Raw genomic sequence first — 12,926 nt, 5'->3', positions numbered from 1 at the left:
ATAAAACTATTTGTGAAAGGACGTTTTCAACTATGAGTCAATTCGATCAGAAGCTGTCAAAGTATGCAGAACTCGTCGTCCGCATGGGCATTAACGTGCAGGAGGGCCAGGATGTAGTCGTTAACGCCCCTGTCACTTCCCCGGATTTCACCCGGAAAGTTGTGCGGGAATGCTACGAAGCAGGTGCCAAGAACGTTCACATTGAATGGCATGATGATGAATCCGCCCGCATTCGTTACGATCTTGCCCCTATGGAGGCGTTTAAGGAATTTCCAGAGTGGAAGGCAAAAGGGCTGGAAACACTGGCCGAGCGCGGAGCTGCGTTTCTGACGATCAAATCAACAGACCCTGACCTGTTCAAAGGTGTACCTGCTGAGCGGGTTGCCACCAACAATAAAACAGCCGGACAGGCAACAAACACCTTCCGACAGTATATCCAGTCAGACAAAGTCGCCTGGTGCGTATCAGCGGCCCCTTCAGTGGGCTGGGCTAAGAAGGTGTTCCCGGATGCTTCGGAGGAAGAAGCGGTTGAAAAGCTCTGGGAAGCCATGTTCGACGCAGTCCGCGTCAACACGCAGGATCCTGTGGAGGCCTGGAAAAAGCACGACAAAACGCTTCAGACAAAAGCGAAGTTCCTGAACGAACAGAAATATACGGCTCTTCACTATACTGCTGAAGGGACAGACCTTACAATTGAACTTCCGGAAGGACACATCTGGAAAGGCGGCGGCGGTGCCAACGTTGACGGCACTCACTTCATCGCCAACATGCCGACAGAGGAAGTGTTCACGGTACCGAAAAAAGACGGCGTGAACGGAACTGTCCGCAACACAAAGCCGCTTAACTACAGCGGAAATGTCATTGATGGGTTCTCTCTTACATTTGAAAACGGGAAAGTAACGGACTTCAAAGCCGAAGAAGGAGAAGAAACGCTCAAACACCTTCTCGACACCGATGAAGGGGCACGGTTCCTGGGCGAAGTGGCGCTCGTTCCTCACAGCTCTCCGATCTCCCAGTCCGGCATTCTTTTCTATAACACACTTTACGACGAAAATGCCTCCAATCACATTGCGCTTGGAAGTGCCTACACGTTCTGCGTAAAAGGCGGACCGGAAATGTCCAAGGAAGAGCTAGAGCAACGCGGGATCAACAGCAGTATTACCCACGTTGATTTCATGATCGGTTCAGGTGAAATGGACATCGACGGCATTAAGGAAGACGGAAGCCGCGAGCCTGTTTTCCGGAACGGCGAGTGGGCCACAAACGACTAATCCGGTTAAAATCAGGAGAGCCTGGGAATCCCCAGCGGCTCTCCGTTTTTATGAAGCGGAAAATGTACTATAATGAACCCGACACCCTTAAAGGAGGTACGTGACAGATGACAATGAAAAAAGCACTTACAATTGCAGGTTCAGATACAAGCGGCGGGGCCGGGATCCAGGCAGACCTGAGCACGTTTCAGGAACTTGGCGTGTACGGCATGACAGCCCTGACCACGATCGTGACGATGGACCCTAAAAACGGCTGGGCCCATAACGTCTTCCCGCAGCCCCTCGATACAGTGGAAACACAGCTTGAAACCGTTCTGGACGGCGTAGGCGTCGATGCCATGAAGACCGGCATGCTCGGATCCAGTGACATGATCGAAATGGCTGCCAGAACCATCAGGGATAAAGGCGTAAAAAACGTTGTAGTCGATCCCGTTATGGTTTGTAAAGGAGCTGACGAACCCCTTCACCCTGAACATACCGTAAGCTACCGGGAGCATCTTGTGCCGGCAGCAACGGTTGTGACGCCGAACCTGTTCGAAGCTTCCCAGCTGAGCGGGGTAGCCCCGATCGAATCGGTTAACGACATGAAGCAGGCTGCTGCACGCATTAAGGAACTTGGTGCAGATTATGTCCTCATTAAAGGCGGCAGCGACATCGGCGATACAGCTGTTGACGTACTTTTTGATGGCGAGGATTACGAGCTTCTGGAGTCGGATCAGGTAGACACCGACTACACACACGGTGCAGGCTGCACGTATTCCGCAGCAATCTGTGCAGGCCTTGCCCACGGTAAAGATGTAAAAACATCAATCCGTGACGCGAAAGAGTTTATTACAAAAGCCATTCAGGGCTCTTTTGCACTTAACGAATATATCGGACCGGTTAAGCGTTTCGCGAACCGCGGCTGATAGTGATACGAAAAAGACTGTCCAGCAGGGTTTTAACAGCGCCGTTGCGGGACAGTCTTTTTTTGAATCTTTTCGGAAAGATTGTTGTTTTATTCCGCTGCAGGCGGACGCTTTCACCACAGGCACAAGTGCGACATCCGTTCATGCTTCACGGTGTCTTCTATGCCGCGGGCATCGCTTCAGCCTCCTGGGGAGTGCTTCTGCTTCTTCCTCTGCAAGGTAAGCTTCGAAGCTGTATGCGTCGAAGCAGCTCGAAGCAATCACAGGCTGTAAACGCTCGCACCTGATGCTATTCCCGCCGGAGTCGCCGCCTTTCGCTGAAACATTCATTTAGTCAATAACAACAATGTATACGGACACAGCCTTTATTTTCCGGACCATGCAGCCTCGAAAGGGTACACCTCTTCAAGGCCGACAGCCTGGTCTTTTCCTCCTGCTTTTGCCTTATAGAGCCTGGTGTCAGCAAGTCGAATCAGTTTCTCCGGGTCTCCCCCTTCTGCCAGTAGACAGCCGTAGCTGAGAGTGACCCTGGATTCGGACAGAATTGCCCTGTTCCGACGATCCACACCTTCACTGATCTTTTTCAGGAGAACAGGCAGCGGTCTGTTCCCGGCTTTCTTCACCAGCAGAGCAAACTCCTCTCCCCCGTAACGGTAGGCTGCACCGTTAAAATCCATTTCCCGGAACGTCTCCCCGATCTTTTTGAGCACCTTATCGCCGGTAACATGCCCGTATGTATCATTTATCCGTTTAAAGTGATCAATGTCTGCCATAACGAGGTAGAACGGTTCGTTCTGCTCCGTATATGTCTGAAGATGTTCCTGGAACGTGCGGTGGTTATACAGACCGGTCAGGTAATCCCGCCTGGCCATCTGTTCATAGGCGAGGCGCTCGGCATAATGCTTCCGCTCCCTTGAAATAATGACACCGCCAATGATGGCAAATAAAAACAGAATAACCGTATTGGTAATAAACACGATGATGGACGTACCGTCGAACACCTGGCCCTGTACAGTAAGAACACCGCTGAAGCCTGCCGTAGAAGTAATTGCTGCAGCAATGCCGCCTTTATATCGCCAGTAGAGAATGGCGTGAAGCACGATGAGATACCCGACCGGGACGAAAGGGCTGTGAAAGCCTCCGGTAACTGCAATCAGCCAGGGATAGGCAATCAGGTCAAAAACGACGCCTCCCTTCGTAATCCACTCGTACAGCCTTGATTCACGGCTGCTCTTATGAAGAAACAGCTGGGTAACTCCCATATACAGCACACCAAATACAACAAGAAGAATGAATGAAAGGTGACTTTCCGCGCCGGATGCATAAAAGAGCAGATATACAAATGCCGCGACACAAAGAAAGAACCATCTTGTATATGAAAAAACCACTTCAAGAAAATGATCTGTCTGCTTTCCGTTTCTGTCAGACACAGCTGCTCCCCCTCAATCGAAACTCAGGTCTCTGCAAATGATGGAAACACTTTCATAAGTATAATGAACTTTGATGGTCCTGACTATCTTTATCACGCTAAAACACAAAGGTTGCCATAACCCGACAGTATCTGTCTTTTTTCTACATCTCTCTGCCTACGACCCGGGGAAACTACTATAAAAAATACTCCTAATTCCTTCTTTATTTATCTGAATTTTCAATTATAATTAAACACATTACCGGACATTTACGTCCGGTTACCAGCAGATACATAATAAAGGGGGAAAAAGAAATGGAAGCGTTAAATGACTTTATTGGAGCGGTCAGTGACATCGTCTGGGGTGTCCCGCTTCTGGTCCTGCTCGTAGGTACTGGAGTTTTCCTGACGGTCAGGCTTGCTTTTCTTCAGTTCAGAACCCTGCCGTACGCCCTGAAGCTTTCCTTCAGTCCTCGTGCACAGGACAAGAAATCCAAGGGGGATATCTCCCACTTTCAGGCTCTCACCACTGCTCTTGCTGCCACAATCGGAACCGGTAATATTGCCGGGGTGGCCACCGCTGTCGTGCTGGGTGGACCCGGTGCCGTGTTCTGGATGTGGATTACCGCCCTCTTCGGGATGGCGACGAAATACGCGGAGGCCATTCTCGCAGTTAAGTACCGGGTGGAAGGAAAAGACGGCAAAATGGCCGGCGGCCCGATGTACTACCTTGAAAAAGGACTCAACCTGAAATGGCTCGGAATCATCTTTGCTGTATTCGGAGCCTGCGCCGCGTTTGGAATCGGAAACATGGTTCAGTCCAATACAGTAGCCGATGCAATGGAATCAACATTCAGCATACCGATCTGGGCGACAGGCATTACTCTTACTGTCCTTGCGGGTCTCGTTATTCTCGGTGGTATTAAAGCCATCGGCCGTGTAACCGCCTATGTTGTTCCATTTATGGCGCTCTTTTATGTGATTGCCGGAATCGTCATTATCGTTCAGAACTTTGAGCTTGTTCCTGCAGCTGTAGGCTTCATTTTTACCGATGCTTTCACCGGGGAAGCTGCTGCCGGCGGTGCCATTGGTGCCGTTATCCGCTGGGGTGTGGCCCGTGGGGTCTTCTCCAACGAAGCCGGTCTCGGTTCAGCCCCGATTGCTGCTGCCGCAGCGCGGACGGACTATCCGGGGCGCCAGGCTCTTGTTTCCATGACCCAGGTTTTCATCGATACAATCGTTGTCTGCTCCATTACCGGGGTGGCGATCGTCATGGCAGGCATGTATGGAGACGGCCTTACCGGTGCAGATCTGACTACAGCATCGTTTGAATTCTTCCTCGGAGGTACTGGCGGCATCATCGTCGCAGTCGGTGTGGCATTCTTTGCATTCTCCACTATTCTCGGCTGGTCCTACTACGGGGAGAAGTGTTTTGAGTACTTTGCCAAACCGGAACTCGTTAAGTTTTACCGCTACTTCTTCGTTCTGGCTATTTTCCTTGGTGCCATAGCGGAGCTGAACCTCGTATGGGGAGTAGCTGATGTGTTTAACGGTCTCATGGCCATTCCGAACTTAATTGCCCTTCTCGGTCTCTCGGGTGTCGTTGTCGCAGAGACGAACAGGTTCCTCAAAGTGGCAAAAGAGGAAAAACAGAAGGCCCGTCAGGCAAGCTGATAACTGCTGTGGGCAGATGGCATGACGAAAAGACAGCAGCTCAGGCGCGCTGTCTTTTCTGCCTGCCGGCCGGAGTACCTGCTCCCGGCAATGATCAATCATACAGTTTAACGAATGTTTATTTAATAAAATGGTTGTATTTTTAATCACCATGTATTATTATTTTCAGCAGTGAATAAATATCATCCCAGTAATCTTTTAAACTATTCTCTGATTCAGGAGTGTGAACACAATGAATAACACTGCATCCGGAAATACATTCTGGAAGTTTCTAATACCATCCCTTATAGGTGTCGCTCTGTTTATGACACCGATCCCTGCAGAAGACGGGGTCACGATTCCGGTCGCGGTACTGGCAAACGGGCTTGAAGGCCTCCTTGGTCAGGTGCTCCCTGTACTGCTTCTCATCATTATCGGACTGAGTTTTATCGGCTCTGTTACTGCACTTATCGTAAAAAAGAGCAATCCTTCAGCACTTGAAAACAGTCCTTACCTGGACAAGCTGCTGGTCGTCAATCCGTTCTGGCTTACCGTCCGCGGTGTGGCGTTTATTCTCGCCGTTATGACCTTTTTCCAGCTCGGTTCGGAAGCCGTATACGATGACTACACTGGTGGACTTCTCCTTATGGACGGCGGGCTGCTGCCGCTGCTGTTCACTGTTTTCCTGTTTGCCGGTCTGTTTCTGCCACTTCTGTTAAATTACGGACTTCTCGAGCTCTTCGGGGCTCTTATGACAAAACTCATGCGTCCCCTGTTCAGGCTGCCGGGGCGTTCCTCAATCGATTCCCTCACATCATGGCTCGGTGACGGAACGATCGGGGTTGTACTGACGAGTAAACAGTACGAAGAAGGCTTCTACTCCAAGCGTGAAGCAGCGGTAATCGGAACGACGTTTTCCGTTGTCTCCATTACGTTCAGCCTTGTAGTAATCATGGAAGTCGGTCTTGGACACATGTTTATACCGTTTTATGCAACAGTGATCTTCTCGGGATTTATTGCAGCCCTCATCATGCCGCGGATCCCGCCGCTTTCGAAAAAGCCGAACACGTATGCAAACGATCAGGAAGCCCAGCTCGATGAATCGATTCCCGAGGGCCACACGCCGTTCAGCTGGGGTTTCAACAAGGCAAAAGAACGTGCCGGCAAGGCGGAAGGACCGGGTGAATTCTTCAAGGATGGTACGAAAAACGTCCTCGATATGTGGCTCGGTGTTATTCCGGTCGTTATGGCCTTTGGTACGATTGCTCTTGTTATCGCAGAGTTCACACCGGTGTTTGCATGGCTCGGTGCCCCGTTTGTGCCGATCCTCCAGGTGATGCAGATCCCTGAAGCAGCAGCCGCGTCGGAAGCGGTCGTGGTCGGTTTTGCCGATATGTTCCTACCTGCCCTGTTTGCAGCGGACATTGAAAGTGAACTGACTCGTTTCATCATTGCCTGTCTTTCCGTGACGCAGCTGATCTACCTCTCCGAAGTGGGTGGTGTTCTTCTAGGGTCGAAGATTCCGGTTAAATTCCGCGATCTGCTCATTATTTACCTGCTGCGTACACTCATCACACTGCCGATCATTACATTGATTGCACACGTGATCTTTATGTTCTAAACGATTACTTTTCCGCCCCTGCAGATTCCGGTCTGCGGGGGTTTTTTCAGGCTGTTTTCAAAAGCTCTCTTCTTAAAGACTGCTGTTTTTCTACGCTGCTGGCTGACATCTGCCATGGTAAGCGTTCGAATATCGTTTAAGTTTAGTAAGAAACTAAATTCATATATATTGAATTTATATTCCTCTGAATTGGATGTGAATAAGATGAAGATTCTTATTGCCCCTGACTCTTTTAAAGGTTCTATATCCAGTACCGAAGCTGCACGTATTATTGAAAGTGCTGTAAAAACCGTTTCTGACGATATCCGGACCCGTACTTTCCCAATGGCTGACGGGGGTGAAGGTACGGTGGATGCCATTCTCCTTGGAACAGGTGGACACCGTATCGTAAAAGAAGTGCGTGATCCCCTCGGAAGGCCCATTCAGGCTGCTTTGGGCTGGATGCCGGAAGAAAGAACGGCTGTTATTGAAACTGCTGCCGCATCAGGGCTCCCTCTTCTTGCCCGGGAAGAACTGGATCCCCTTTCGTGTACTACCTTTGGGACCGGCGAGCTTATACTTGAAGCCCTGAATCTTGGTGCAGAAACCATTGTTCTCGGCCTTGGCGGCAGTGCTACTGTGGACTGCGGAACAGGAATTTTTGAAGCTCTCGGTGCCCGATTCATAGACAGCGGCGGACAGGTTCTAAACAGTCCTGGTGGGAAGCTCGGTTCCATTGCCGAAATTGACACATCAGCCCTTGATCCGAGACTCGGCAGCACGAACATTGTCGTTGCCTCGGACGTCACCAATCCGCTTCTTGGAAAGGACGGTGCCGTTCACGTATTTGGACCACAGAAAGGGGTCACAGCTGAACTTCTTGTTCCCATGGAAAACGATATGGCCCACTTTGCCCGGGTAGTCTCCGCTCACACCGGACGTGATGAAACGGATACTCCCGGAAGCGGGGCGGCAGGAGGAATTGGCTTTCTTCTTCGCTCCCTTTTGAGTGTCACATTCCGTCCCGGCATTGAGCTTATTATGGAAACATCGGGTTTTACCGATGCTCTTCCGGAAGCCGATCTTATGATTACCGGAGAAGGCCGAGTGGACGGACAGTCCCTGTTCGGCAAGGTACCAGCCGGAATCGGACGTCTTGCAAAACAGCACGGCATTCCAACCGCTGCCCTTGCCGGCTCCATCGGCAGCGGCATCGAGGCTCTCGAGGAGCACGGTGTCTGCGTCGTTCACCCGATTGTCTCCGGGCCCATTTCACTGGAAGAAGCGATGAACAATGCAGAATCACTTTTATTTGAATCTGCAGTAAGGCTGATTAAGACCATCCGTCTAATGCCAAAACAGTGAGAGAAACAGGGGAAATATCGGCAAAACACACTTACAGAAGTTTTTTTCAGGTCAGCTCTGATAAAGTCTGCTGCTGATTTTCGCTCACTGCGCTCCAATCAATATTAAAAATACAACATTAACCTTTAACAGCGCCTTTAGGTAAAAAAAGCGTTCCCCTGGGGAAACGCTTCTTTTACTGGTTATATACTTCATGCTGACAATTGCATGTGCTATGCAGATTCTGCAATAAGCAGCTTACTTCTTTGACTGCAGGCCTGCACTTTCTTTCACTACAGCGCCGGTTTTCGGAAACTGCCGGTAATGAAAGGCTACCTGGGATACACGGCCGGTTTCATCGCGTATGAAACGAAGGTATTCGCTATGTTCCCCGCTCTTTGCAATGAACAGATCCTTTTCCACACAGAGAAGCTCAAGATCTTTACCCGCCGATACGCCTGTTAACGATGAGCCCTCGACCTGCACGGAAAGGTTCATCCCTTCCATAGATTCATAGGTGCCCGTATACTCCCGCTTTTCCTCATCCGTCAAAGTGCAGGCACCTTCCAGCGGATGCAGGCGATCCTGCAGATCCCGTCCGCCCGCAGCATTAAAGGCTGCGTTCATAATCGAAGAAGCCGGCACGCCGGCAAGATTGGTCAGCACCACACCGCTTAAACCCTTTTCCGGAATCATGGAAAGCTGAGAGCTGATCGCTTTCAGGCTTCCCCCGTGCTCCACAAGCTTGTTTCCGAAATAATCGGGGGTAATAAAAAATCCATAACCGTAATAGCGGCCGGGTTCGATTTCCACGTGAGGTGCCATCATCTCCTCAAGACTTTCTTCCGATACAATCCGGTTTCCTCCCACTATGCCCTGATCAAGGTAGATGTTTGAATACATCAGCAGGTCAGATGCGGTTGATTTCAGGTAGCCTGCCGCTCTCATAGCCGGAGCGTCCCACCAGACCGGTGATGCGTAGACGCTGGACTCTGCTTCTGCTTTTTTCGCATACAGCTCTGTCACGTCATCAAGACCTTTCAGCTCTTCCTCTGTAAAAAATGACCGGGTCATTCCGGCAGGGTTAAGGATATGCTCCTTTACGTACCGTTCATAGCTTTTTCCCGAGACACTCTCGATCACCGCTCCAAGGATGGCATAGCCGTCATTGGAATAGCTGAACGCCTCCCCCGGCTTACCGAGCGGTTTCACATCTTTTTCCGTAATGGCATCAATCAGGTGCCTGTAATCATCAACCGGCTCCCGGTCAGTCTTCTTAATATCAATACCAGGGTAGTCATTGGCATCCGGATCCTTTTCAAACGAACGGATATTGGCATAAATTAAAGTCGGAAGCGGCGGAAGCCCGGAGGTGTGCGTCATGAGATGGTGGATGGTGATATCCTCCGCACAGGCACATACCCGGGCAAAGTCCGGTATGTAACGGATGACCGGATCGTTTACATCGAGCTTTCCCTCATCTTTAAGCTGCATGATGGCAAGACACGTGAAGGACTTTGTAATCGAAGCAATACCAAATACCGTATCCATCGTGACCGGCAGCTTCTGCTCTTCGTTCCGGTAGCCGTACCCACGTTCATAGAGCCGTGCTCTTCCCTCTTTCAGACCGACGGCTACACCCGGCACTCCCTCCTCTGTTCTGATCTTTTCCACATAGTTATCATACTCTGTCATCTTCACCTGATCGCCCTCCTCAATGGTTTACTCTGTTACCCTTTCTTCTCCCGTTTCCCCTTTTCCTGCCCGGGGACACCCTGAGTTGAAAATGGAGCTTGCAGAGAACGGAAAAATTGATTACACTATAAATCGTAATAATTACGATCGAAACAATTACGATTTATATTAATCTGTGAGGTGAACCGGAAATGGAATGGCTGATTATAGGAGGCGGTATTCAGGGCTGTACGCTCGCATCCTACCTCGTACGGCAGGGTGGTACAGACCCTCGTAACATGGTTATAGTGGATCCCCACTCTTCCCCTTTGAAAAACTGGCTGCACTGTACCGGCAAAATCGGAATGACCTATCTCCGGTCACCATTTGTTCACCACCTGTCCCCCTCTCCTTTTTCACTGGAATCGTTCGCAAAAAAGGAGAATGATCCGTCCCCTTTCACCGGACGGCAGAAAAAACCGAAACTGGATCTGTTTAACCGTCATTCACTGACTGAATTTGAAGAGGCCGGGCTGATGAATTCCTGGAAACAGGGACGGGTAACAGGCCTGAAAAAACGGGGCAGCTCGTGGGAAGTCACGCTCAGTCACGGAGAGATCATCAGTGCGAAAAAGACCGCCATCGCAATTGGGCTCGGCGAACAGCCTTACTGGCCTGAGTGGGCCCGTGAACTTAAAGATTCCCGACCTGACCGGATTTTTCATGTTTTTGACCGGGATTGGAGTATAGAAGGGCTATCCGGCCCGGTGACAGTGATCGGAGGCGGCATTACAGCCGCACATCTTACACTGGCTCTTGGAAAACACCTTCCAGGGAAGGTCACAATGGTTAGACGTCACCCGTTCCGCCTCCATGAATTCGACAGTGATCCTGGATGGATGGGCCAGAAATACATGGGGCCTTTTCAGAGAGAAAGAAGCCTCCATAAAAGACGCGAGATGATCCGCAGTGCCAGGCACCGGGGATCGGTTCCCCGCCCTCTGGTCCGCTCTCTTATGAACGCTGAAAGAGAGGGCCTGGCATCCTTGAAACAGATGAGTATTGACGACGTTACCGAGACCCCTTCCGGCTCTGTCATTCTGTCTGACCGCGACGCAAACAATACCTGTGAATCAGAGACGGTCATTCTTGCTACAGGTTTTGAACAGACGCCTCCCGGTATGGACTGGCTCAGCCCGCTCATCAGGGATGAGCAGCTAGCATGTGCCCAGTGCGGCTATCCGGCCGTACCTGACAATCTCGAATGGTGTGATCATTTATATGTAACCGGTGGCCTGGCTGAACTTGCCCTCGGTCCAGCAGCACGCAATATTTCCGGTGCCCGGCGAGGAGCTGGCAGGATCGTGGAGCATCACTGCTAATAAATAATAGACAAGGAGCTGTAAAAATGGATAAACGAATCCCCGTAACAGTGTTAAGCGGCTTTCTTGGAGCCGGTAAAACAACTCTTATGAATCATATCCTCTCTAATCTGGAAGGGAGAAAAGCAGCCGTCATCGTCAACGATATGAGTGAAATCAATATTGACGGTGACCTGATTGAGCAGGGAGGGTTTTCCCGCACTGAGGAAAAGCTGGTGGAAATGCAGAACGGCTGTATCTGCTGCACGCTGCGTGAAGATTTGATCCTCGAAGTGAAAAAACTGATCGACGACGGGAATATCGACTATCTTGTTATTGAATCAACAGGAATCAGCGAACCCGTCCCGGTTGCCCAGACCTTCACGTATATTGATGAGGAGCTTGGTATCGATCTCAGCAGCATCTCCCGTCTCGATACAATGGTGACTGTGGTCGATGCCTACTCGTTCTGGAATGATTATAACAGCGGAGAAACCCTCGTCGACCGCGGCGAAGGAGTCGATGAGACAGATCACCGGGATGTAGTGGATCTTCTCACGGACCAGGTTGAATTTTCCGACGTAATAGTCCTTAATAAAGCGGACAAAATTCCTTCAGATGAACTCGTTCATCTCCAGGCCGTTCTTAAAAAGCTTAATCCCGAGGCACGGATGGTCACTTCGGTATATGGAAACGTAGACCTTTCCAGCGTACTCGATACCGGTCTGTTTGATTTTGAAAAAGCGAGTCAGGCAGCGGGCTGGATAAAAGAACTCAATGAAGAGCACGTCCCTGAAACAGAGGAGTACGGTATATCTTCGTTCGTTTACCGCAGACGCCGGCCTTTCCATCCTGAGAGACTGATGCGCTGGCTTGAAAACTGGCCGAAGGAAGTGATCCGCGCCAAAGGATTCTTCTGGGCAGCTACCCGGAACCACACGGCCGGATTACTTTCCCAGGCCGGCGGCTCAATCACAATTTCTTCGGCAGGAGAGTGGCTCGCCTCCTATTCCGATCAGGAACTTGAAGAATTGTTCGCCGAGGATCCTGAACTGAAAAAAGGCTGGGAGGAACCATACGGTGACCGTGCCAATGAAATCGTGTTTATCGGGATCGAAATGAAAGAAGAGAAAGTAAGCACTTCACTGGACGCATGTCTCCTGACAGATGATGAACTTAAGCAGGACTGGTCTTCTTTTGCCGATCCCCTCCCTGCTTTTCAGACAGCTGAGCCTGGCTCTGTTGAAGTATGAGGACGACTGTCTAATCTGTTCTTCGGAATCCGACAGTAAATGCTGTCGGATTTTTCTGTCGTTTCACGTGAAACACTCCTGTTTTTTTCAATTAACTGTGTTTTCGTAAAGGATCTATTTGGTGCGAAAGGCGGCAACTGCTGCGGGAAAAGCAGGAGCAGAAGACCCCGGAGGCGGTTTTCCTGAAGAGGCTGAGGCCCTGCCCGAGGAAAGTGTCCGCATGCAGCGGCTTAGTACAACAGCCTTTCAGAAAAGAGCTTTTCGTAAAGATTGTTGCTATTGGTATTATTAATTTCGAAGCGAAAGGCCGCGACTCCGGCGGGAAAAGCAACAGCCGAAGACCCCGCAGGGCGATTTTCCCGAGGAGGCTGAGGTGTTGCCCGCGGAAAGCGTCGGTCTGTAGCGTAGAAAAACAACAATCTTTCCGAAAATAGCCTTTCAGAAAAGGCTTTTT

9 protein-coding genes are annotated in these 12,926 nt (G+C 50.4%); 7 read left to right on the top strand and 2 right to left on the bottom strand.

All coding sequences use genetic code 11. From position 1 onward, the window contains the following. The first annotated feature begins 32 nt into the window (after positions 1–32). Positions 33–1,271, top strand: a complete 1,239-nt coding sequence (locus FGB90_RS07690) for an aminopeptidase (protein ID WP_138810249.1) — start codon at positions 33–35, stop codon at positions 1,269–1,271. 107 nt (positions 1,272–1,378) lie between these two features. Further along, complete coding sequence (gene pdxK / locus FGB90_RS07685; protein WP_138810248.1) at positions 1,379–2,179, top strand: pyridoxine/pyridoxal/pyridoxamine kinase; 801 nt, start codon at positions 1,379–1,381, stop codon at positions 2,177–2,179. Positions 2,180–2,544: 365 nt separating this feature from the next. Here pdxK and FGB90_RS07680 read toward each other — a convergent pair whose 3' ends face one another. Then, positions 2,545–3,609 carry a GGDEF domain-containing protein gene (locus FGB90_RS07680; RefSeq protein WP_138810247.1) on the bottom strand — a complete coding sequence of 355 codons (1,065 nt, stop codon included), beginning with the start codon at positions 3,607–3,609 and terminating at the stop codon, positions 2,545–2,547. Positions 3,610–3,902: 293 nt separating this feature from the next. Here FGB90_RS07680 and FGB90_RS07675 point away from each other — a divergent pair, with 293 nt between their 5' ends. The 3 genes from FGB90_RS07675 (at position 3,903) to FGB90_RS07665 (ending at position 8,205) form a co-directional block, all read left to right on the top strand. Further along, positions 3,903–5,261: an alanine/glycine:cation symporter family protein gene (locus tag FGB90_RS07675; RefSeq protein ID WP_138810246.1), complete on the top strand. Its 1,359-nt coding sequence runs from the start codon at positions 3,903–3,905 to the stop codon at positions 5,259–5,261. A gap of 232 nt (positions 5,262–5,493) precedes the next feature. Further along, positions 5,494–6,861 carry a YjiH family protein gene (locus tag FGB90_RS07670; protein WP_138810245.1) on the top strand — a complete coding sequence of 456 codons (1,368 nt, stop codon included), beginning with the start codon at positions 5,494–5,496 and terminating at the stop codon, positions 6,859–6,861. Between the two features lie 204 nt (positions 6,862–7,065). Further along, positions 7,066–8,205 carry a glycerate kinase gene (locus FGB90_RS07665; RefSeq protein ID WP_138810244.1) on the top strand — a complete coding sequence of 380 codons (1,140 nt, stop codon included), beginning with the start codon at positions 7,066–7,068 and terminating at the stop codon, positions 8,203–8,205. A 237-nt stretch (positions 8,206–8,442) separates the two neighbouring features. On the opposite strand, the gene FGB90_RS07660 is transcribed toward FGB90_RS07665, so the two are convergent. Further along, complete coding sequence (locus FGB90_RS07660; protein ID WP_246056129.1) at positions 8,443–9,879, bottom strand: serine hydrolase; 1,437 nt, start codon at positions 9,877–9,879, stop codon at positions 8,443–8,445. 191 nt (positions 9,880–10,070) lie between these two features. Between FGB90_RS07660 and FGB90_RS07655 the strand changes: the two genes are divergently transcribed. Continuing rightward, entirely contained in the window at positions 10,071–11,240 is a 1,170-nt protein-coding gene (locus FGB90_RS07655; protein WP_138810242.1) for an FAD/NAD(P)-binding protein, read from the top strand. Positions 11,241–11,266: 26 nt separating this feature from the next. Continuing rightward, the gene (locus tag FGB90_RS07650; RefSeq protein ID WP_138810241.1) at positions 11,267–12,472 is read left to right on the top strand and encodes a GTP-binding protein; all 1,206 of its coding nucleotides are present in this window, start codon (positions 11,267–11,269) and stop codon (positions 12,470–12,472) included. Positions 12,473–12,926: the final 454 nt, after the last annotated feature.

This window comes from Alteribacter natronophilus (assembly GCF_006007885.1).
Taxonomy (GTDB): domain Bacteria; phylum Bacillota; class Bacilli; order Bacillales; family Salisediminibacteriaceae; genus Alteribacter; species Alteribacter natronophilus.
This window is presented reverse-complemented; position numbering and strand designations above follow the sequence as displayed.